This is a genomic window from Mesorhizobium sp. M7A.F.Ca.MR.148.00.0.0, from assembly GCF_003997735.1.
GTDB lineage: Bacteria > Pseudomonadota > Alphaproteobacteria > Rhizobiales > Rhizobiaceae > Mesorhizobium.
In genome coordinates this window covers 150,975-169,895 of the sequence record NZ_RZTB01000002.1, presented here as the reverse complement: position 1 = coordinate 169,895, position 18,921 = coordinate 150,975, and the positions used below count along the sequence as shown (strand labels likewise).

General features: G+C 62.5%; 24 protein-coding genes. 10 read left to right on the top strand and 14 right to left on the bottom strand.

Features of this window, described 5'->3' with window-relative positions; genetic code table 11:
- Positions 1 to 218 precede the first annotated feature (218 nt).
- From EOB49_RS01775 to EOB49_RS01760, 4 genes are read right to left on the bottom strand one after another with little or no spacing between them, the layout of a single operon-like run.
- Positions 219 to 1,208, bottom strand: a complete 990-nt coding sequence (locus EOB49_RS01775) for an MDR family oxidoreductase (protein ID WP_127379966.1) — start codon at positions 1,206 to 1,208, stop codon at positions 219 to 221.
- Between the two features lie 57 nt (positions 1,209 to 1,265).
- Positions 1,266 to 1,754: a signal peptidase II gene (gene lspA / locus EOB49_RS01770; RefSeq protein ID WP_127379965.1), complete on the bottom strand. Its 489-nt coding sequence runs from the start codon at positions 1,752 to 1,754 to the stop codon at positions 1,266 to 1,268.
- A gap of 13 nt (positions 1,755 to 1,767) precedes the next feature.
- Entirely contained in the window at positions 1,768 to 2,625 is an 858-nt protein-coding gene (locus EOB49_RS01765) for an RNA methyltransferase (protein ID WP_013529576.1), read from the bottom strand.
- Entirely contained in the window at positions 2,622 to 3,716 is a 1,095-nt protein-coding gene (locus EOB49_RS01760; protein ID WP_127379964.1) for a class I SAM-dependent rRNA methyltransferase, read from the bottom strand. Before EOB49_RS01760 ends, EOB49_RS01765 begins: the two co-directional genes overlap by 4 nt.
- A gap of 135 nt (positions 3,717 to 3,851) precedes the next feature.
- On the opposite strand from EOB49_RS01760, the gene EOB49_RS01755 reads away from it, so the two are divergent.
- The 3 genes from EOB49_RS01755 to EOB49_RS01745 all read left to right on the top strand — a co-directional run bounded on the left by EOB49_RS01755 (position 3,852) and on the right by EOB49_RS01745 (position 5,444).
- Positions 3,852 to 4,544 (top strand): YafY family protein, encoded by a 693-nt coding sequence (locus EOB49_RS01755; RefSeq protein WP_127379963.1) that lies wholly within the window; start codon positions 3,852 to 3,854, stop codon positions 4,542 to 4,544.
- 70 nt (positions 4,545 to 4,614) lie between these two features.
- Positions 4,615 to 5,010, top strand: a complete 396-nt coding sequence (locus EOB49_RS01750; protein WP_127379962.1) for a VOC family protein — start codon at positions 4,615 to 4,617, stop codon at positions 5,008 to 5,010.
- A complete protein-coding gene (locus EOB49_RS01745; RefSeq protein WP_127271652.1) occupies positions 5,007 to 5,444 on the top strand; it encodes an EVE domain-containing protein in 438 nt (145 codons plus the stop codon). Before EOB49_RS01750 ends, EOB49_RS01745 begins: the two co-directional genes overlap by 4 nt.
- Here EOB49_RS01745 and EOB49_RS01740 read toward each other — a convergent pair.
- From EOB49_RS01740 to sppA, 4 genes are all read right to left on the bottom strand, one after another.
- The gene (locus EOB49_RS01740) at positions 5,441 to 6,406 is read right to left on the bottom strand and encodes an ornithine cyclodeaminase family protein (RefSeq protein ID WP_127379961.1); all 966 of its coding nucleotides are present in this window, start codon (positions 6,404 to 6,406) and stop codon (positions 5,441 to 5,443) included. The two genes, EOB49_RS01745 and EOB49_RS01740, sit on opposite strands and share 4 nt — an antisense overlap.
- A 37-nt stretch (positions 6,407 to 6,443) precedes the next feature.
- Complete coding sequence (locus EOB49_RS01735) at positions 6,444 to 6,836, bottom strand: LapA family protein (RefSeq protein ID WP_127379960.1); 393 nt, start codon at positions 6,834 to 6,836, stop codon at positions 6,444 to 6,446.
- Between the two features lie 57 nt (positions 6,837 to 6,893).
- Positions 6,894 to 7,178 (bottom strand): integration host factor subunit beta, encoded by a 285-nt coding sequence (locus tag EOB49_RS01730; protein WP_006200394.1) that lies wholly within the window; start codon positions 7,176 to 7,178, stop codon positions 6,894 to 6,896.
- Between the two features lie 82 nt (positions 7,179 to 7,260).
- Positions 7,261 to 8,217 (bottom strand): signal peptide peptidase SppA, encoded by a 957-nt coding sequence (sppA, locus tag EOB49_RS01725; protein WP_127379959.1) that lies wholly within the window; start codon positions 8,215 to 8,217, stop codon positions 7,261 to 7,263.
- Positions 8,218 to 8,618: 401 nt separating this feature from the next.
- Here sppA and lptC point away from each other — a divergent pair, with 401 nt between their 5' ends.
- The 6 genes from lptC (at position 8,619) to ptsN (ending at position 14,006) form a co-directional block, all read left to right on the top strand.
- The gene (gene lptC / locus EOB49_RS01720) at positions 8,619 to 9,332 is read left to right on the top strand and encodes an LPS export ABC transporter periplasmic protein LptC (RefSeq protein ID WP_127269996.1); all 714 of its coding nucleotides are present in this window, start codon (positions 8,619 to 8,621) and stop codon (positions 9,330 to 9,332) included.
- Positions 9,319 to 9,900 (top strand): LptA/OstA family protein, encoded by a 582-nt coding sequence (locus EOB49_RS01715; protein WP_127328297.1) that lies wholly within the window; start codon positions 9,319 to 9,321, stop codon positions 9,898 to 9,900. The genes lptC and EOB49_RS01715 overlap by 14 nt, the downstream gene beginning before the upstream one ends.
- A complete protein-coding gene (lptB, locus tag EOB49_RS01710) occupies positions 9,900 to 10,718 on the top strand; it encodes an LPS export ABC transporter ATP-binding protein (RefSeq protein ID WP_013529586.1) in 819 nt (272 codons plus the stop codon). The genes EOB49_RS01715 and lptB overlap by 1 nt, the downstream gene beginning before the upstream one ends.
- Before the next feature lie 325 nt (positions 10,719 to 11,043).
- The gene (rpoN, locus tag EOB49_RS01700) at positions 11,044 to 12,570 is read left to right on the top strand and encodes an RNA polymerase factor sigma-54 (RefSeq protein WP_127379958.1); all 1,527 of its coding nucleotides are present in this window, start codon (positions 11,044 to 11,046) and stop codon (positions 12,568 to 12,570) included.
- Positions 12,571 to 12,834: 264 nt separating this feature from the next.
- Positions 12,835 to 13,419 (top strand): ribosome-associated translation inhibitor RaiA, encoded by a 585-nt coding sequence (raiA, locus tag EOB49_RS01695; RefSeq protein WP_013529588.1) that lies wholly within the window; start codon positions 12,835 to 12,837, stop codon positions 13,417 to 13,419.
- A gap of 122 nt (positions 13,420 to 13,541) precedes the next feature.
- Positions 13,542 to 14,006 carry a PTS IIA-like nitrogen regulatory protein PtsN gene (ptsN, locus tag EOB49_RS01690; protein ID WP_013529589.1) on the top strand — a complete coding sequence of 155 codons (465 nt, stop codon included), beginning with the start codon at positions 13,542 to 13,544 and terminating at the stop codon, positions 14,004 to 14,006.
- A 94-nt stretch (positions 14,007 to 14,100) separates the two neighbouring features.
- Here ptsN and EOB49_RS01685 read toward each other — a convergent pair whose 3' ends face one another.
- Both EOB49_RS01685 and EOB49_RS01680 read right to left on the bottom strand, forming a co-directional pair.
- Positions 14,101 to 14,355 carry a DUF1150 family protein gene (locus EOB49_RS01685; RefSeq protein WP_023760740.1) on the bottom strand — a complete coding sequence of 85 codons (255 nt, stop codon included), beginning with the start codon at positions 14,353 to 14,355 and terminating at the stop codon, positions 14,101 to 14,103.
- Between the two features lie 120 nt (positions 14,356 to 14,475).
- The gene (locus tag EOB49_RS01680; RefSeq protein WP_013529591.1) at positions 14,476 to 14,901 is read right to left on the bottom strand and encodes an Hsp20 family protein; all 426 of its coding nucleotides are present in this window, start codon (positions 14,899 to 14,901) and stop codon (positions 14,476 to 14,478) included.
- 315 nt (positions 14,902 to 15,216) lie between these two features.
- On the opposite strand from EOB49_RS01680, the gene EOB49_RS01675 reads away from it, so the two are divergent.
- Positions 15,217 to 16,161 (top strand): nucleoside hydrolase, encoded by a 945-nt coding sequence (locus EOB49_RS01675; protein WP_127379957.1) that lies wholly within the window; start codon positions 15,217 to 15,219, stop codon positions 16,159 to 16,161.
- 36 nt (positions 16,162 to 16,197) lie between these two features.
- On the opposite strand, the gene EOB49_RS01670 is transcribed toward EOB49_RS01675, so the two are convergent.
- From EOB49_RS01670 to EOB49_RS01655, 4 genes are all read right to left on the bottom strand, one after another.
- Positions 16,198 to 16,575 (bottom strand): hypothetical protein, encoded by a 378-nt coding sequence (locus EOB49_RS01670; RefSeq protein WP_127379956.1) that lies wholly within the window; start codon positions 16,573 to 16,575, stop codon positions 16,198 to 16,200.
- A 3-nt stretch (positions 16,576 to 16,578) separates the two neighbouring features.
- Entirely contained in the window at positions 16,579 to 16,851 is a 273-nt protein-coding gene (locus tag EOB49_RS01665; RefSeq protein ID WP_245472403.1) for a hypothetical protein, read from the bottom strand.
- 151 nt (positions 16,852 to 17,002) lie between these two features.
- A complete protein-coding gene (locus EOB49_RS01660; RefSeq protein WP_127379954.1) occupies positions 17,003 to 17,617 on the bottom strand; it encodes a LysE family translocator in 615 nt (204 codons plus the stop codon).
- Positions 17,618 to 17,731: 114 nt separating this feature from the next.
- On the bottom strand, positions 17,732 to 18,921 hold a 1,190-nt coding region (locus EOB49_RS01655; RefSeq protein WP_245472400.1), incomplete at its 5' end, for an amidase.

Genomic DNA, 18,921 nt, shown 5'->3' with positions numbered 1-18,921 from the left:
GCGTCGACGCCGGCGGGAGCACCGCATCGACGTCGTCGCCAGTGTCCGCCTGTTGGCTGCCGGATTCCGCGATCATGCCGAAATCCTTGCCAGACAGAGATTATGGAAAATTGCGGCGGATCGTTCGAATTTTAGCGGATGAGCGCTTTTTGCCGAGGCGCGGCGGGTTTGCCATCAAATCTGGCGATTTTATCCGCCCTTCCGGCAGTTGGGCGGAGTCACATATCCACGACGACGCGGCCGCGGATCTTGCCGTCGACGATGTCGCGCGCGGCATCGACGATGCCGTCGAACCCGATGGTGCTGGACAGGCTGGCGAGCTTCTGCAGATCGAGGTCGGTGGCGATGCGGCGCCATGCCTCGAGGCGGACTGCTTTAGGCGCCATCACTGAATCGATGCCGAGCAATGAGACGCCGCGCAGGATGAAGGGCGCGACGCTGGCCGGCAGGTCCATGCCGCCGGCCAGGCCGCAGGCGGCGACCGCGCCGCCATAGGAGGTCATCGAGAGCACATTGGCCAGCGTGTGGCTACCGACGGCGTCGATGCCGCCGGCCCAGCGCTCCTTGGCCAGCGGCTTGGCCGGCTGGGCAAGCTCGTCGCGCGATATCACTTCGGCGGCGCCAAGGTCGATCAGATAGGGGCTTTCGGCATTGCGGCCGGTGGAAGCAATGACATGGTAGCCGAGGCTGGACAGGATCGAGACCGCTACCGAGCCGACGCCGCCGGCCGCCCCCGTCACCACCACCGGGCCGCGATCGGGCAGGATGCCGTGCCGTTCCAGGGCCATGACGCAGAGCATGGCGGTGTAGCCTGCGGTGCCGACGGCCATCGCGTCATGCGTGCTGATGCCTTGCGGCAGCGGCACCAGCCAGTCGCCCTTGACGCGGGCACGGCCTGCATAGGCGCCGAAATGGGTTTCGCCGACGCCCCAGCCGTTCAGCACGACCTTGTCTCCGGTGCGCCAGTCGGGATGGGAGGACGAGATGACGGTGCCGGCGAAATCGATGCCCGGCACCAGCGGCCAGCGGCGGATCACCGGCGCCTTGCCCGTGATCGCCAGGCCATCCTTGTAGTTCACCGTCGTTGCCTCGATCGCGACGGTGACATCGCCTTCCATCAGGTCGGCCTCGGTGAGATCGGTTACGTTGACCGACTGCTTTTTCTCGGCGTCACGCGAAACGAGGATGGCTTTGAAGGTTTCGGACATGTCTTTCTCCGCGATCTTGTTTGGCGACATGAACTGTGCGGCGATGGCCGCACGGGGTCAATCCTTGGAAGGCCTAGCTTTGGGTTCGCGTCCCCAGCCGAACAGCTCGTCGAAGACGACCAGTGCCGCGCCCACCGAAATGAAGGCGTCTGCAAGGTTGAAGACGGCGAAGGACCACACCGGCGTGTGAAACAGGATGTAGTCGACGACGTGGCCGTAGACGGCGCGGTCGATCAGATTGCCCAGCGCGCCGCCAACGATCAGCGCAAAGCCGGTGCGGGCAAGGATCTGGGACGGCGCGATCCGCGTCGCCAGGAACAGCACGAAAGCAACGACGACAAGCGAGATGACGATCAACCCGGTGTCGCCGAAGGACGAGAACATCGAGAAGGCGATGCCGGTATTGTAGGTGCGGAACAGCGCCAGGAAGGGCAGCAGATCAACCTTCTCCTGAAAAGGCAGATCGGCCTCGACCAGGTATTTTATCCACTGGTCGAGCGCGATGGCCGCGACGACGAGCAGTGCGTAGGGAGACCATGATCTCACGGGCGGGCAACCTTCATTGCTGGTCCAGGATTGGCTCAAGCTTGAGCGCGCCTCGCCGGATCTCGAACAGCATGATGCCGGTGGCAACGGCCAGATTGAGCGAATCGGCACGGCCGGCTTGCGGAATCCTGAGCAGCCTGTCGCAGCTCGCAGCCAGGCTTTCGGGCAGTCCCTGCTGCTCGTTGCCCATCATCAGCAGCACGGGCCCGCGTGAAAAATCGACCGAGCGGTAGTCGACGGCGCCTTTCAGGTGGGTGCCGGCGACTAGCCCTGAGAAGCCGCCTCGCCAGGCAAGGAAAGCCTCGGTTGTCGCCTTGGCCACCGGCACGGCAAAGATCGAACCCATGGTGGCGCGCACCGTTTCCACGGAGAACGGATCAGTGGTATCGCCGACCAGGATGACGCCTTTGGCGCCGACGGCATCGACGGTGCGGATGACGGTGCCGAGATTGCCGGGGTCGCGCACCCGGTCGAGCGCCACCCAGACGTCGCCATTGTCGGCGCGGACATCCTTCAAGGCGAGGAATTTTTGCGAAAAGACGCCAACCACCATTTGCGGATTGTCGCGGCGGGTGATGGCCACCAGCACCTTTTCCGACACTTCGAGCACCATGCCGCCGGCGGCAACCGTGCGTGCGGCCACCTTCTCCACCGCCGCGTTGCCACGCCCGGCCTTGGCGAAAACCAATGTCCTGATCTGCCAGCCGAGATCGAGCGCATCGATGACCAGCTTCAGCCCCTCGGCCATGAAGGCGTTCTGCTGGTCGCGGAATTTCTTCTGAGCGAGCGCCTTGATGTCCTTGACCAGCGGATTGGCGAGGCTGGTGACCTCCTTCACCTGGCCAGGTGCGCCTGCATGCCGCTCGTTCATTCAGCCACCCAACGCGAAAACAATGAAGTCGAGAGCGCCCGGCCGGCGGACTTTTCACGGATGATCAGCTCACCCGATTCAATCTTGCCGCCCATGCCGGCAAAGGTATCGCGCATCAGGGCGTGGATGGCGAAGAAGGAGGCGCGGATCGAATAGGCGGTCAGCACCACGGCAAGCGGCTTCGGCGTCAGGATCGCCCGGCAGAGATCGGTCAAATCGGGCAGGTCCTCGAACAATTGCCAGACCTCGCCCTTGGGGCCACGGCCATAGGCCGGCGGGTCGAACAGGATGATGTCGTAGCGGCTGCCGCGGCGCTCCTCGCGCTCGGCGAATTTGACCGCGTCGTCGACGATCCAGCGGATCGGCTTGCTGCCGAGGCCGGCCATCTCCTGGTTTTCACGGGCCCAGCCGATCGCTTTCTTCGAGGCATCGACATGGGTGACCTCGGCGCCGGCGCGAGCCGCCACCAATGAGGCGAGACCGGTATAGCCGAACAGGTTCAGCACCTTGACCGGCCGCTTCGCCGCCGCGATCAGCCCGGCCATGTGATCCCAATGGGAGGCCTGCTCGGGAAAGACGCCGACATGACGAAACGAGGTGAAACGGCCGAGATAGTCGATGCCGTCATGCTTCATCGGCCAGGTCTCGCCGAGCGGCAGCTTGGGGAAACGCCAGCGGCCGATGCCCTCCTCGTCGGTGTCGCCGGTGAAGACGGCGTCGGCGCGCTCCCATTCCTTTGCCGGCAAGGCCTTTCGCCAGATCGCCTGGCCCTCGGGCCGCACGATACGGTAGGGGCCATATTGTTCGAGCTTTTGGCCGGTGCCGCTGTCGAGGAGCGCATAATCGGCATTCGGTGCCACTTCCAGGATCACGGGAAGATGTTCGGCGGGCAGAGCGCCTTCGCGGCGGGCCAGGATGCGCGGCGCCGAGTTCGGTTCGGAACGACTTTCCGTCTTCGCCTCATGGCGCTCGCGCGGTGGCGCTTCCGGTCTGGCGGGAGCCTGGCCGGGACGCGGACGTGACACGTCCGCCGCACCCTTCGCGGATGGATGTGGACGGTTGTCGCGGCGTTTGTCGCGAAAAGACTTCAAGCGGGGGCAACTCCGAACGGCGTGGCCGCTTTTGACATAGGGCAACCGGCTTCGCAACCAAGTCCGACAGGTCGGCCTCTCCGGTTCAGGTTGGCCGCGATGGACCAATGTCAAAGAAACAGGCAAATCTACCGGATGTCCCGCTCCGAACGCCTGCTCGACCTGATCCAGTGCCTGCGCCGGCATCGCCGGCCCGTGAGCGGACAGGCGCTGGCCGATGAACTCGGGATTTCGATTCGCACACTCTACCGCGACATCGCCACGCTGCAGGGCCAGGGCGCGCCGATCGAGGGCGAGGCGGGTGTCGGTTATGTGCTCAAGCCCGGCTTCATGCTGCCGCCGCTGATGTTCAGCGACGAGGAGATCGAAGCCATCGTGCTCGGCTCGCGCTGGGTCGCCAAGCAGCCGGACCAGCGCCTCTCGGCCGCCGCTGCCAACGCGTTGGCCAAGATAGCGGCGGTCCTGCCGGACGATCTGCGCGAGGATCTCGACGCGAGCACACTGCTGGTCGGCCCTTCCGCCGCAGTCATCGAAAGCATCGATATTGGCCTCGTACGGCAGGCCATCCGCAACGAGCGCAAGCTCGGCTTTCTTTACCGCGCCGCCGGCGGCGCCGCGTCCGAGCGTGTCGTCTGGCCATTTGCGCTGGGCTTCTTCGACAAGGTGCGGGTGGTGGTGGCGTGGTGCGAGATGCGGCAGGATTTCCGGCATTTTCGCACCGATCGCATCACCGAACTCCATGCAACAGACACGCGCTATCCGCGTCGTCGCCAAACGCTGCTCAAGGAATGGCGGGCAACGCTCGACAAGGCGCGTGGTTCGAGATGACTGCTGCCATAATCTGACAGTAGCCCATCTTATGGTCGCCAGTCGAAGCACCGAACCTTGGAGAGCAGATATGGCCACCCCGAATTTCGTCATCCTCTATGTCGACCAGCCGCTTGAGAGCGGCGCCTTCTACAGCGCGCTGCTCGGCCGTGAGCCGGTCGAAAGTTCGCCGACCTTCGTGCTTTTCGTGCTCGATGCCGGCTTCAAGCTCGGCCTGTGGTCGCGCCATACGGTGGAGCCGGCAGCTGCCACGTCAGGCGGTGGCGCCGAAATCGTGTTTGCGATGGATACGCCCGACGCGGTCGATGCCGCCCATGCCGACTGGTCCGGGCGCGGGCTGACAATTCTGCAGACGCCAACCGACATGGATTTCGGCCGTACTTTTGTCGCGCTCGATCCCGACAATCATCGCCTGCGCGTCTATTGGCTGTCCGATGGCGAACAGGCCAATGGTAACCAGAAATGAGCGCGTACTGGATCGCCGTGGCGTCGGCCGAACATGTCCGGCGGGGTCGCGCAGCCGGCTTCATGCAGGTCAACCACGGCAAGGCGGCACCGCTGCGTCGCGTCAAGCCAGGCGATGGCATCGTCTACTACTCGCCGAACACTGTTTTGGGCGAGAAAGATGGCCTGCGGGCCTTCACCGCGATCGGCATCGTGCGGGAAGGCGAGCCCTATCAGGGCGATATGGGCGCCGGCTTCACACCCTTCCGCCGCGATGTCGCGTGGGCCAAGGCCGAGGAAGCGCCGATCAAGCCGCTGCTCGACAGGCTGGACTTCACCATGGCCAAGTCGAACTGGGGTTATCAGCTTCGCTTTGGCCTTTTCGAAATCGGGGATCACGATTTTCGTGTGATCGCCGACGCGATGAGCGCCAAAATGGCTGTACCGGCGAACTAGGCCGTGAGCGCCTTGAAGACGGCAATGCCGGCGGCAAGATCCTCGAGCGCCGCGCCGACCGACTTGAACAGCGTGATCTCCCCAGCGCTCTCGCGACCCTTCTTCTGGCCGCGCGCTAATTCGTGCAGATCGGCGACGATGGTTTCCGGCTTCAGCACGCCGGAGGCCAGCGGCTGGACGATGTCGCCGGCTTCCTTGGTGGCGCCGGCGCGGGTGTCGACATAGACGCGGGCAAGCCTGATCGCGTCGTCGTCGCTCTCGCGCATCGTCGGCGTAAAGCCTCCGACCAGGTCGACATGGGTTCCCGGCCGCAACAATGCGCCCTTGATCAGCGGCGTCGTCGTGATCGTCGCCGAGGAGACGATGTCGGCCTGCCCAAGCTCGGCATCGAGATCGCTCGCCGCGCTGGCTGCAAAACCCTCGGCGCGCAGGTCGGCCGCGACTTTCTCGGCATTGGCCGGGGTGCGGTTCCAGATGCGGATGGTCTTGATCGGCCGTACGGCCGAGTGCGCCTTGGCGAGGAAGGGCGACAGCGCGCCGGCGCCGACCACCAGCAGCCGCGAGGCATCGTCGCGGGCGAGATAGGAGGCCGCAAGCGCCGAAGCACAGGCGGTGCGCCACTGTGTCAGCCGCTGGCCGTCGATCAAGGCCTCAGGTTCGCCGGTGGCGCCATTGAGCAGGAGATAGAGCCCCATCACCGCCGGCTTGCCGATGGCATTGTTGTCGGGGGACACGGTGACGATCTTGACGCCGATGTGACCACCGGCCGATGTGCCCGCCGCGTTGAGGTCGGTCCAGGCCGGCATCAAAAGCAGGGTGGAGGCCGCGCCATCTGGCCGCTCGATCGTATGATGATGCCTGACCGGCTGCACCGCACCGTCGCGGAACACCGTGCGCAGCGTCTCGACCAGTCCGGGAAAGCTCAGCGCATGGTCGACCTCTGCGGCCGAAATGGTCAGCATGAAAAACTCCGTGGGGACAAAGCCGCCTGCGGGCGGTTCAGGTGGTCGGCTTCGGCAATGCGGACCCATGGGCGGACCCTTGGGCGGACCCTTGGGTGGAGCCTGGGGCCGTTCCCGGAGCCTGGCTTTGCGGTACCGCCGGCGCACGGCTGACCGCCTGGCGCAGGTTCTCGGCCTCGACGCCGCGCTGGCGCGCCAGCTTGCGATAGCGGCCCTGCTTGACCCAGGTTGCCAGGCTGCCGACGATCATGCCGATGGCGAGTGCCAGGAACAGGAAGATGAACAGCGGCAAAGTCAGGGTCAGCTTCGGATTGCCGGGGTTGAACGGATCGAGCGTGAAGGCGACCAGTTCGCGGTTGGCAACGGCGAGTGCGATCAGGATGATCGCCAGGGGCACGAAGATCGCGATGAGCATGAAGCGATTGAACATGATGTTTTCCGTCGGAAGCTGGCCTGTCCGAAAGGCCGTCAGGCGCTGACGTCGCGCCTACTTGCCGCCGTTCAGCCTTTCACGCAGTTCCTTGCCGGTCTTGAAGAACGGCACCCATTTCTCCTCGACCTCGACGGATTCGCCGGTGCGCGGATTGCGGCCGGTGCGGGCGGGACGATTCTTCACCGAAAAAGCGCCGAAGCCACGCAACTCGACCCGGTTGCCTTCGGCAAGGGCGTCGGTGATTTCATCGAAGATGGCGCCGACGATGTTTTCGACGTCGCGCAGGAAAAGATGCGGATTGCGCGTGGCAATAATCTGCACAAGTTCGGACTTGATCATGAGACGGGTCCCCGTGAAAGCAGTGCGGTCAAATTTATGAGGATGATTTTATTTGCTTTTTTCACTTGCCCCAAACGGCGTCTCAAGGGTGCCAGACGGAAACGAGACCGTCAAGAAACAAGCGGTCGGCCCCGAGTTCATGGATGACGTCGCCGCTGTAGGCGGGCAGGCCGAGCGCACTGCCGATGGTTTGCGCCATCGCTTTCGAGAACAGGAAGCCGCCGCGCTGTTCGGTATCCTTCCACTCGACGACCTTGAGCTTGGCATCGACGCCCTTGGTCGCCAGCCAGTCGACCGCTACCGCCTCGCCGCCGACGGCGTCGATCAGCCCGTTGGCAACGCCCTGGCGACCGGTGAATATCGAGCCGTCGGCAAGCGCCAGTGCTTGTTCGCGGGTCATCTTGCGGCGTTCGGCGACGATGTCGACGAACCAGTTGTAACTGTCGAGGATGAGTTTGCGAACCATGGCGCGCTCGTCGTCATTGGTCGGCTTGAAGGGAGAGGGCGCGGCTTTCAGCGGTGAGGATTTAACTTCCTCCAGCTTGACGCCGAGTTTGTCCATCAGGCCGCTGACGTCGGGATACTGGATCAGCACGCCGATCGAGCCGACGATCGAGGTCTTGCGGGCAACGATGTGATCGGCGGCACTGGCGATCATATAGCCTGCCGATGCGGCGAGCGTGCCGACTTCCGCCACCACCGGCTTGTCGGCGGCCAGCTTGCGCACTTCTTCATAGATCGACTCACCACCGACGGTGGTGCCGCCAGGCGAATCGATCGACAGGATCACGCCTTTCACCTTCGATGAAAGACGAATGGTTTCCAGCTGCTTGATCAGTTCCTCGTCCTCGGTGATCGTGCCTTCGATCTTGACCTTGGCAATATGGTCGACCGTCGAGCCGCCGAAATCGTCGCCATAGAACCAGGTTGAAAGCGCAATCACCCAAAGGGCTACGATGCCTATGGCGACGACGCGCCAGAATGTCAGCTTGCGCCGCAAACGGCGGCGGTCGATCAGGTCGTCGGCTCTCAGTGCCATGGTCAGCCTTTCAGTCGGCGGGAGGAGACGCTTTTAGACCATGATCCGCCCATCTGGAAGCAGTTCTCTTTTGCGTATGGCGAGACAAGTCAGCACCTGGACGTGAGGTAGCCATCCCCGTCGACAGTCGACCGGCCCGGGCTGGGCGCTCTACAAGTATTGGTCTGCTCACATGTTTGTGCAATCGCCCCAGGGCGGCGACGAGACCGACGACGGATAAATTTTACGCCGCGTGTCTGTTTCTGCTATGGAGAACACGCAGTTGTGCGGACCTCGTTTTCGTCTGTACAAAGGCGGCTGTCACATTTTTGCAGTTTTCGTGGGCTTGTGCTTGCTTGAAAGCGCCGGCGTCCCACCTATAGGCGGTGCTCAAGGGTGGGCAGGGTTAAAGAAAGCAGTGAATGTTAGCGCGACCGATTGAACCGACCAACGCCGAGGCGGTGTTGGCTCCCCCGGCGGACGGCCGGACGCGCGGCGACGCTTTCGACCGTGCACAGCGTCATTCGCGCCGCGTGCGCGTTCTCAAATTTGCCGTGCCGGTGGCCGCGGCACTGATAGCGGTCGCTTTCCCGGTCTATTCCTATCTCGCCGCACCCGTCGCCGTGAAGGTTCAGGCGGAAGGCACTGCCTTTTCCAACGGCAAGCTGGTGATGGCCAATCCCAAGCTCAACGGTTTCACCAAGCAGAAGCAGCCTTATTCGATGACGGCGCTGCGTGCCATTCAGGATGTCAGCACGCAAGGCATCATCGAGCTGGAAGGCATCGACGCCAAGGTGCCGATCGCGCCGGACAATGTGGCGGCGGTCAAGGCCTCGCACGGCACCTACGATCGCGACGGCAATACGATGAACTTGACCAGCGACGTGACGATCACCACGACCGACGGCATGCAGGCCAAGTTCAAATCGGTCTTCCTCGACATGGGCAAAGGCACTATGAAGACGGGAGATCCCGTCGATGTCAGCCGTGGCGGGTCGCGGATCACGGCGGATACGATGTCGGTCCAGGACAATGGCAAGGTTCTGGTTTTCGAGAACAAGGTGCGCGTCAACATCGATTCCACCGCCTTGAAGGCGGCACAGGGAAACAGCGGAGAAACCAATGCGGCTCAGTAGTTCGACGCGGCTCGCGGCTGCAACTTCAGCGTTGCTGCTGCTCGGACTCGTGCCGTCATGGGCGCAGACGACCAGTCAATCAGGCCTCAAACTGTCCGGCGACAAGCCGATCCAGATCGAGAGCGACAAGCTGGAAGTCCGCCAGGCCGACAGTGTCGCCATCTTCACGGGCAATGTCAGCGTCGTCCAGGGGCCGACATTGATGAAGGCCGGCAAGATGACGGTCTACTACGTCAAGGACCCCAACGCCGCTGCCAAGGGCACGGAGGCCGCGGGTGCGGCGATGACGGGCTCGGCCAACATCGATCACCTGGAGATCTCCGACAAGGTTTACATCAAGTCGGATGCGCAGGTCGCGACAGGCGATCAAGGCAGCTTCGATATGAAGAGCCAGGTGCTGGTGCTTTCGGGCAAAAAGGTCGTTCTGTCGCAAAACGACAACATTCTGGTGGGCTGCAAGCTTACCGTGCAGATGAAAAGCGGGCTGGCTCAGGTGGATCCATGCGCTGGGCAACGCGTCCAGATGTCGATCACCCCGCCGCCGAAATCGGGAGCGACGAACCCCTGATGGCCAGCCTGTCGTCGCTGACGGCGCGTCTTCCGGGACGGGCCGCCGGCAAGCTTTCGGCGCCGGCCACGGTGACCGTCGATGCGGGAAAGTTCAAGGGAACCCTGATCGCCAAGGGGCTGACCAAGAGCTACAAGGGCCGCAAGGTCGTCAGCGGGGTCACCATCGGCGTGCGCGCCGGCGAGGCCGTTGGGCTGCTCGGTCCCAACGGCGCCGGCAAGACGACCTGTTTCTACATGGTTACCGGCCTCGTGCCGGTGGATGAAGGCACGATCGAGATCGACGGCTTCGATGTCACGTCGATGCCGATGTACCGTCGCGCACGCCTCGGCATCGGCTATCTGCCGCAGGAAGCGTCGATCTTCCGCGGCCTCAATGTCGAGCAGAATATCCGCGCGGTGCTGGAAGTGGTCGAAAAGGACCGCAAGGTGCGCGAGCGCAATCTCGACGAACTGCTCGAGGAATTCCACATCAGCCATCTGCGCAAGGCACCATCCATGTCGCTTTCGGGCGGCGAGCGGCGACGCCTGGAAATCGCGCGAGCGCTGGCGACACGTCCGGCCTACATGCTGCTCGACGAGCCTTTCGCAGGCATCGATCCGATCGCCGTCGCGGATATCCAGCAACTGGTGCGCCACCTGACGGCGCGCGGCATCGGCGTCCTCATCACCGATCACAATGTGCGCGAAACGCTCGGCCTCATCGACCGCGCCTACATCATCCATGCCGGCCAGGTGCTGACCCATGGAAGGGCCGACGAGGTGGTGGCAAACCCGGATGTGCGGCGACTTTACCTCGGCGAGGGTTTTACGCTCTGAACGGTTCGTCGTTTCACGGAAAACGCCAATCCGCTCCGTCTTTTCGTCTTGACGCAATTCCCAAGGGAAAGCGCCATGCGCTTTTCCCGGGAAAGCCGTTTCTCACTTTTCCTGGAATTGCTCTGAGCGTGAAATTTGTTTCCTGACACGATTTTTGCGGTTCGCGCGGCGCTTTTTTCTCGATTTTGCTCCGGGATAACGCTCCGGTAAGCGCGTTTTGCTACCAATTGCCTTGACAAGCAAAAGCCGGGCCAGTTTTTATGGCCGGCTGCAAAATTCTTGCCCGGAAGTCGGGATGCGTAGACGAGGCGTTTGAAACCGAACCATGGCGTTGGCGGCCAAACTACAGCTACGACAATCGCAGTCGCTGGTGATGACGCCGCAGCTGATGCAGTCGATTCGGCTGCTGCAGTTCACCCATGTCGAGCTTGAGCATTTCATCGACGATGAAATCGAGCGCAATCCGCTGCTGGAGCGCGCCGAGCCGCAGGACGATGCCGCCAGCGACCAGGCGCAGAAGATCGAGCCGGAGCCGCAAGCCACCGCCGAAGGCGACTGGTTCGAAAACGAGACGCAGTGGAGCGCCGAGGCGATCTCGGACAAGCTCGACACGTCGCTGGAAAACCTGTTCCCCGACGACCCGGGGACCAGCGAGCGGCTCGGTCCCGACCTGACGGCACAATGGAAATCGGCTTCGGGCAATGGCGCGGGTTCCTCATCCGAGTGGTTTGATGCGGGCGATATGGCGACTGCTGCGATCACGCTGCGCGACCATGTCGGTGAACAGGTGGCGCTAGCCTTCACTGACCCGGCTGCACGGCTGATCGCCGCCGAACTCGCCGACGGCCTTGACGAGACCGGCTATCTGCGTGCCAACCTGGCCGAGATCGCCGCTCGTCTCGGTGCGGATGCCGCTGCCGTGGCGAAAGTGCTGGCGGTGTGTCAGACCTTCGAGCCGGCTGGCCTGTTTGCCCGCGACCTGGCCGAATGCCTGTCGCTGCAACTTGCGGTGCGCAACCGGCTCGATCCGGCGATGAAGGCGCTGGTCGCCAATCTCGAACTCCTGGCACGACGTGACTTTCATGCATTGAAACGGATATGCGGTGTCGACGAGGAGGATCTGCTCGACATGCTGGCCGAGATCCGGGCGCTCGATCCCCGGCCGGGCATGGCGTTTTCGGGCGGCGCCAGCGACGCGATCGTCGCCGATGTCGAGGTGCGCGCGGCCAATGACGGCAGCTGGACGGTCGAACTCAATGCCGAAACGCTGCCGCGGGTTTTGGTCGACCATATCTATTTCGCCCAGGTCTCGCCGCAGGCCAAGAACCAGGCCGAAAAGGATTTTCTGGCCGAATGCCTGCAGAACGCCAACTGGCTGACGCGCAGCCTCGACCAGCGGGCAAAGACCATTCTCAAGGTCGCCTCGGAAATCGTTCGCCAGCAGGATGCCTTCCTCGTCCATGGCGTGCGGCAGTTGAAGCCGCTCAATCTGCGCACGGTGGCCGACGCCATCGGCATGCACGAATCGACGGTCAGCCGGGTCACAGCCAACAAATATATGCTGACGCCGCGCGGCGTGTTCGAGCTTCGCTACTTCTTCACCGCCTCGATCGCCGCGTCGGGCGGCGGCGATGCGCATTCCTCGGAAGCCGTGCGTGACCGCATCAAGCAGTTGATCGACGAGGAAAAACCCGTCGACGTGCTTTCCGACGACGCGATCGTCGACATGTTGCGCGAAAGTGGCGTCGACATTGCAAGACGTACGGTCGCCAAGTACCGGGAAGGCATGAATATCCCCTCTTCGGTGCAGCGCCGACGCGAGAAACGGGCGTTGGCCAGCGCCGGGCGCTGAGCGGGTCGATTTTCCACAGGCCGGCACTTCATTGACAAGCCGCGGTGAAGTGGCTAGAAGCCCGCCCGCATGAGACGGGCTAGATGCCCGCATGCGGATGGTCCGTCACGACGTTGGCCTCGGGACGGTCAAAGGGCGGCTTGTGATCAACCGGAAAGTTTGGATTTAAAATCGGCGTAAGTGACGCCGCAAAGCTTGTGCGCACGGATCACGAGTATAAACTCGGGCCAGTTTGAAGCCTGAGCAAGGAAGGTCAGTTTTCAGATGAATCTGCGCATATCGGGAAAACACATGGATATCGGCGATGCGTTTCGGACACGCATCAATGATCGCGTCGGCGAAGCGATCGGCAAATATTTCGATCGCGGCTTTGCCGGACATGTCACGGTCATCAAATCGGGCTCGCGCTATTCGGCGGACTGCATGATCCGGCTGGATTCCGGCGCTTCGCTGCAGGCCACCGGCGATGCCCAGGATCCGACGCTAGCCTTCGAGGCGGCGGCGGACCGTCTGGAAACCCGCCTGAGGCGCTACAAGCGCAGGCTGAAATCGCACAACTCGGGCGCCGCCAACGGCCAGCCGACCGACATCGCCTACACGGTGATGGCGCCGCTTGCCGATGACGACGAGGACATTCCGGAGAATTTCGCGCCCGCCATCGTCGCCGAATCAACCATGACGCTGAAGACCATGTCGGTGGCGTCGGCGGTCATCGAGCTCGACACCAAGGACAGCCCGGTCTTTGTCTTCCGCAATGCGGGAACCGACCATCTCAACATCGTCTATCGCCGACCCGATGGAAATATCGGCTGGATCGACCCGTCGACGACCAAGGTCGCGCAAGCGTGACGACAAGGGTCGCACAGTGACGACAAAGGTCGCACGGTGACGACAAGGGTCGCACGGCAATAAGAGCCGGCCGCACGAGGGGTGGGGACTGGTGACGGCAGGCGAACAAGGGATTTTCTAGCATGGATCTGAGCGATCTTATCAACGTTCCGGCGATACTGCCGGCGTTGAAGGCGAACTCCAAGAAGCAGCTGCTGCAACTGCTGTCCGAACGGGCAGCGGCGATTTCCGGCATTCCGGAGCGGGAGGTGTTCGACACCATCCTGCAGCGTGAGCGCCTGGGTTCGACCGGCGTCGGCAACGGCATCGCCATTCCGCACGGCAAGCTGGCCGGCGTGAAACGCATCGCAGGTGTTTTCGCCCGGCTGGAGACGCCTGTCGATTTCGAATCGCTGGACGATCAGCCCGTCGATCTGGTGTTTCTGCTGCTGGCGCCGGAAGGGGCGGGCGCCGACCACCTCAAGGCACTATCGCGCATCGCGCGGGTCCTGCGCGACGCTGACACCGTGGCCAAGATCAGGGGTACGCGCGACGCCGCCGCTATCCACGCGCTTTTGTCGGACACCCAGGCTTCGCACGCGGCCTGATTTTTTCTGGTTGAGACGAAATTCAAGGGCCGCCATGGGCGGCCCTATGCGTTTGAGCCTGCTGATCGGGCCTAACAGAGTGGCGCGCTGGGCCTTAGTGAATGGCGACCGTGGTCAGATCGTTTTCCATGGCACCGGCCAGAGCGCGGTCACGCGCATCGGAAAGCAGGATCGGCTGGCCGTTGGCGGCAAACAGCGCCCACAGTTCCATGCCGGGGGCGATTTCGCCGAGGTTCGGGAAACGGCCGAGCAATTCGTCGCTCGAAACCTTTCTGAGATAAGCGACCGAGCCTTCGCCGAGATGAGCGAATTCGCCATTGGTCATGGTGATATTTTCAGTTCGGGTCATTTCAAAGCCTCCTTGGCGCGAGGACGCCGCTCAAGGCCATCCCGCATGAGAGCCATTCAATTTGCTGCATCGTGCTTTCGGAAAGTCGGAGCCGATTTCCGGCCGATGCAGTGGTAAAGATCAGTCTTTCACCGATATGTTTATTTTCCGTACCAGCCGTTCGGACTCCGGCCGATCGAGGTCGATCGCCAAAAGACCGTTCTTCAACTCCGCCGCGATCACCCGCATGCCGTCGGCCAGCACGAAACAGCGCTGGAACTGGCGCGCGGCGATGCCGCGATGAAGAAATTCGCGCTCGGTGTCGTCGGTCTGACGGCCGCGCACGACCAGCTGGTTTTCCTCCGTGGTGACATCGAGATCGCTCTCTGCGAAACCGGCGACCGCCAATGTGATGCGCAACCTTTCGGTCTTGCCGTCGGCGCCGCTGAGGCGTTCGATGTTGTAGGGAGGGTAGCTGTCGCCGGATTTCGCCAGGCGTTCCAGGGTCTTTTCCATGGCGTCGAAACCAAGGAGAAGCGGGCTGGAAAAGGGCGTCATTCGGCTCATGTTACACTGTCCTCTCAAGAGCGACATAAAGTGGAAAAACCCAGATGGCATTTTTCCCGATGGCCTTGATATGGTCCGCCCCGCGACCAAGTTCAAGCCGTCAACAGACCCGCCCAAAAAGACCAGGCGTGGACTCACAGGAATGACCGACATGGCGCTTGAAACGGCGAGCAGATGCAAGGAGAAGCGCGCAGGTCGGGGATTGTCTTCCCCGGTCGAGCGGTTCGACATGGCAGCTCGCGACCGCTTCGGCGTCATTTGGATGTTTCGATCGGATCGGTTCAAGCCCACGACCTCGCCAAACAAGGAATTGAAATGCCCCAATCACGCAAGATCATCATCGACACGGATCCCGGTCAGGATGATGCCGTCGCCATATTGCTGGCGCTCGGCAGCTCCGAACTGGAGATCGTCGGCATATCAGCCGTTGCCGGAAACGTGCCGCTGAAGCTTACCGAAAAGAATGCCCGCAAGATCTGCGAGTTGGCTGGCCGTCCGGACATCAAGGTCTATGCCGGCGCCATCCGGCCCCTGATGCGCGAACTGGTCACCGCGGAGGAAGTGCATGGCAAGACCGGTCTCAACGGACCGCAATTGCCCGAACCGACGATGAAGCTGCAGGACCAGTACGCGGTCGATTTCATCGTCGAGACGCTGATGGGGGAAGAAAGCGGCACGATCACGCTTTGCGCACTCGGCCCGCTCACCAACATTGCGCTGGCGCTGATCCGCGAGCCGCGCATTGCACCGCGCATCAAGGAAATCGTGCTGATGGGCGGCGGCTTCTTCGAAGGCGGCAATGTCACCCCGACCGCCGAATTCAACATCTACGTCGATCCGCAGGCCGCCGATGTCGTGCTCAAATCCGGCATTCCGATCGTCATGATGCCCCTCGATGTCACCCATAAGGCGCTGACCACCGCCAAGCGCACGCAAACCTTCCGCGCGCTCGGCACCAAGGTCGGCGCCGCCACCGCCGAGATGCTGGAATTCTTCGAGCGCTTCGACGAGGAGAAATACGGCACCGACGGCGGCCCGCTGCACGACCCTTGCGTCATCGCCTATCTGTTGAAGCCTGACCTGTTCAAGGGCCGCAACTGCAACGTCAGCGTGGAAACCGCCTCGGAACTGACCATGGGCATGACCGTGATCGACTGGTGGGGCGTCACCAAACGGCCGAAGAACGCCATGGTGATGCGCGACATCGACCATGACGGATTTTTCGCATTGCTGGTGGAGAGGCTGGGGCGGCTTAACTGATCGTCAGAACAAAACTGAACTTGTGAGCACGCGTCTTCACCGATTGAGAAACCGATAGGTGTCTCCGCCGCGCTTATGATGTTGCCGCTCGATGGGGATGACCGAACCGACGTGGTGCGGCATCCCCACTTCATCGTCGATGGATGTCACCGCGTTGCTGCCATCAAGGCGGACGTCGTATGTGTAATACAGCCCACGCCCGGCGGCCATCTTCGGATTGATGGCCATTAACCTGACATACTCGACGGTGCCCATCACACGCTGAGTTGCCACAACCGGATTGTCCTGGTTCATCGCAATTGGGATCAGCGCCGCCAGAGGCAGTGTGCAGAAGAAAGTGACACCAATAACCGCATCGCGGTATTCTGCGTAAAACAGAAGCAGGCGGTTTTTGAGAGAAAATGCTGTCGCCATGGTTCAACTCACGAATCGGTAGAAGACGAAGCCATTGTCGCGCGTGACGCGTTCAATGCTTGTGCGCGAGCCGATCAGATGCGGGCGATCGTCATCGATAAGGACAGACGAACCGTTCTCGATAGAAACCAGATATATGCCGCGGCCATGGTCCAACTGGACACTTTCGACGTTTGCGTCGAATGTGTCGACCGATCGGATCGGGCTGGCGTCGTTGGCCCATTTATTTGCCGCCGACATGATCATAATCGCAAACGCACCGATAAAGAGTATCACGCCAGGCGCGTTCCTCTTCAAACCATTCCAAGTCCAAAAGACAGACATGAGTCCCTCAACACATATTCATGTGGTGGTAAGAGAGCACACTTTCAATCTGTTGCCATTCCAAGGCGCTGCAACTCTTTTCGTCCCGGCTCTCGGCGAGCTGTTACTTCGCCTTAGAAAACGCCAGCCACAGGCCGCCGCCGACCATGAAGCTGCCGCTGATCCTCGACAAAAGCTTGATGCGGCCGGCCGACAGCAGGCGCCCGGCGCGGCCGGCGGCCAGTGCATAGGTCGAATCCGAGAAGGCGGCGAAGATCATGGCGGTCAGGCCCATGATGGCGATCTGCAGCGAATAATTGCCTTGCGGCGAAATGAACTGCGGAAAGAAGGCGCCGAAGAAAATCAGCGTCTTGGGGTTGCTGAGCGCCACCAGCAGGCCCTGCAGGAAGAAGCCGCCGCGCGGTTTCCTGGCCGTTCCATCGGCGTTCAGCGTGCCTTTGGAACGGAACATCTGCACACCCATCCAGATCAGATAGGCGGCGCCGATCAGCCGCACCCACTCGAACCAGTGGCCCATGCCCGAGATCAGTGTGTTGAGGCCGATGCCGACGATGGCGATCATCACGGCAAGCCCTGCCTGCGTGCCGGCGACATTGGCGAGACCGGCGCGGGAGCCATGGCGGATGCTGTTGGCGATGATCAGCGTGACCGTTGGGCCCGGCACCAGGATAATGACGATGCAAGCGAGGACATAGGCGGCGTAGAGTTCCAGCGACATGATTTTTCCCCAGGAATGCCGCCGATGCGGCGCGGCTTGAGGACAATCAATGCATAGCAGCGCAGCCGGTGCAAGCCGCTAACTAGCGCCCTGCGACACGCCAGTCCGCCCGGTTCAGGCGCCGGTCTGCCAAGGCAGCGTTGCCTCATAGGCCGCCGCCGCCTTCAGCACGGCGAGGTCGCCGCGCGGCCGGCCGATCAGTTGCATGCCCATCGGTCGGCCCCTATCGTCGAAGCCGACCGGCACGTTGGCCGCCGGGCAGCCGCCCAAGGTCGCGAAGGCGGAAACCTGCATCCAGCGGTGATAGCTGTCCATTGCGCGTCCGGCGACCTCACGCGGCCAATGCGTATCGACATCGAAGGGGAAGACCTGCGCGGTCGGCAGCGCAATCAGATCATAGCGATCGAAGATCGACAGCAGCGTGCGATGCCAGGATGTCCGGGTCACGGAGGCGGCGCGGATCTGTGGCGCCGTCAGCCGCATGGCGTTCTCCACTTCCCAGATGGCTTCCGGCTTGAGCAGGCGGCGCTTCGCGGGATCGTCATAGTGGGTCTTGAGCGCACAGCCGCTGCTGGCCTGGCGCAGCGTCACGAAGGCCTGCCACAGCGCTTCGAAATCAAAATACGGCAGCAACGGTTCAGTCGCGAAGGATGCTTCCGCAAAGCGGCCGAGTGCCGCCTCGCACAGACCGAGAATGCCTGTTTCAACCGGCAGATGACCGCCGAGGTCACCGAGCCAGGCGATGCGGCCAGCAGTTGCCGGTATTCCAAGCCCTTCGAGGAACGAGCCGGGTTTCTCGTAGGACAATGGCGCGTGCGGGTGGTAACCGGCCTGCACATCGAGCAGCAGTGCCATGTCACGGACGTTGCGGCCCATCGGCCCGTCGACGCCCATCTGCGCATGGAAGATCTCCAAATCCGGTCCGCCGGGAACAAGTCCTTGCGACGGGCGGAAGCCAAAAACATTGTTCCAGGCGGCCGGGTTGCGCAGCGAGCCGCCGAAGTCGCTGCCATCGGCGACGGGCACCATGTCGAGCGCCAGGGCAACGGCTGCGCCACCGCTCGAGCCGCCGGCGGTCAGGGCCGGATCGAAGGCGTTCAGCGTCGGCCCGAACACGGCGTTGTAGGTGTTGGAGCCGAGCCCGAATTCGGGGACGTTGGTCTTTCCGATGATGATGGCGCCGGCATTGCGGATGCGCTCGACGAAGAAATCGTCTTCCTGCGGCACGAAATCGGCGAAGATCGGCGAGCCGAAGGAGGTCCGAAGGCCCGTCGTCGAGCGCATCCGCAATGCCGGCGCCATCA

What these genes read in the sequence shown, in the direction of transcription:
- rpoN (WP_127379958.1), top strand. Translation starts at nt 11,044, where the DNA reads ATGGCGTTGGCGGCCAAACTACAGCTACGACAATCGCAGTCGCTGGTG.
- EOB49_RS01685 (WP_023760740.1), bottom strand. Translation starts at nt 14,355, where the DNA reads ATGACCCGAACTGAAAATATCACCATGACCAATGGCGAATTCGCTCAT.
- raiA (WP_013529588.1), top strand. Translation starts at nt 12,835, where the DNA reads ATGAATCTGCGCATATCGGGAAAACACATGGATATCGGCGATGCGTTT.
- EOB49_RS01765 (WP_013529576.1), bottom strand. Translation starts at nt 2,625, where the DNA reads ATGAACGAGCGGCATGCAGGCGCACCTGGCCAGGTGAAGGAGGTCACC.
- EOB49_RS01750 (WP_127379962.1), top strand. Translation starts at nt 4,615, where the DNA reads ATGGCCACCCCGAATTTCGTCATCCTCTATGTCGACCAGCCGCTTGAG.
- EOB49_RS01740 (WP_127379961.1), bottom strand. Translation starts at nt 6,406, where the DNA reads ATGCTGACCATTTCGGCCGCAGAGGTCGACCATGCGCTGAGCTTTCCC.
- EOB49_RS01660 (WP_127379954.1), bottom strand. Translation starts at nt 17,617, where the DNA reads ATGTCGCTGGAACTCTACGCCGCCTATGTCCTCGCTTGCATCGTCATT.
- EOB49_RS01755 (WP_127379963.1), top strand. Translation starts at nt 3,852, where the DNA reads ATGTCCCGCTCCGAACGCCTGCTCGACCTGATCCAGTGCCTGCGCCGG.
- EOB49_RS01730 (WP_006200394.1), bottom strand. Translation starts at nt 7,178, where the DNA reads ATGATCAAGTCCGAACTTGTGCAGATTATTGCCACGCGCAATCCGCAT.
- lptB (WP_013529586.1), top strand. Translation starts at nt 9,900, where the DNA reads ATGGCCAGCCTGTCGTCGCTGACGGCGCGTCTTCCGGGACGGGCCGCC.
- ptsN (WP_013529589.1), top strand. Translation starts at nt 13,542, where the DNA reads ATGGATCTGAGCGATCTTATCAACGTTCCGGCGATACTGCCGGCGTTG.
- sppA (WP_127379959.1), bottom strand. Translation starts at nt 8,217, where the DNA reads ATGGCACTGAGAGCCGACGACCTGATCGACCGCCGCCGTTTGCGGCGC.
- EOB49_RS01680 (WP_013529591.1), bottom strand. Translation starts at nt 14,901, where the DNA reads ATGAGCCGAATGACGCCCTTTTCCAGCCCGCTTCTCCTTGGTTTCGAC.
- EOB49_RS01735 (WP_127379960.1), bottom strand. Translation starts at nt 6,836, where the DNA reads ATGTTCAATCGCTTCATGCTCATCGCGATCTTCGTGCCCCTGGCGATC.
- lptC (WP_127269996.1), top strand. Translation starts at nt 8,619, where the DNA reads ATGTTAGCGCGACCGATTGAACCGACCAACGCCGAGGCGGTGTTGGCT.
- EOB49_RS01675 (WP_127379957.1), top strand. Translation starts at nt 15,217, where the DNA reads ATGCCCCAATCACGCAAGATCATCATCGACACGGATCCCGGTCAGGAT.
- EOB49_RS01715 (WP_127328297.1), top strand. Translation starts at nt 9,319, where the DNA reads ATGCGGCTCAGTAGTTCGACGCGGCTCGCGGCTGCAACTTCAGCGTTG.
- EOB49_RS01775 (WP_127379966.1), bottom strand. Translation starts at nt 1,208, where the DNA reads ATGTCCGAAACCTTCAAAGCCATCCTCGTTTCGCGTGACGCCGAGAAA.
- EOB49_RS01670 (WP_127379956.1), bottom strand. Translation starts at nt 16,575, where the DNA reads ATGGCGACAGCATTTTCTCTCAAAAACCGCCTGCTTCTGTTTTACGCA.
- EOB49_RS01745 (WP_127271652.1), top strand. Translation starts at nt 5,007, where the DNA reads ATGAGCGCGTACTGGATCGCCGTGGCGTCGGCCGAACATGTCCGGCGG.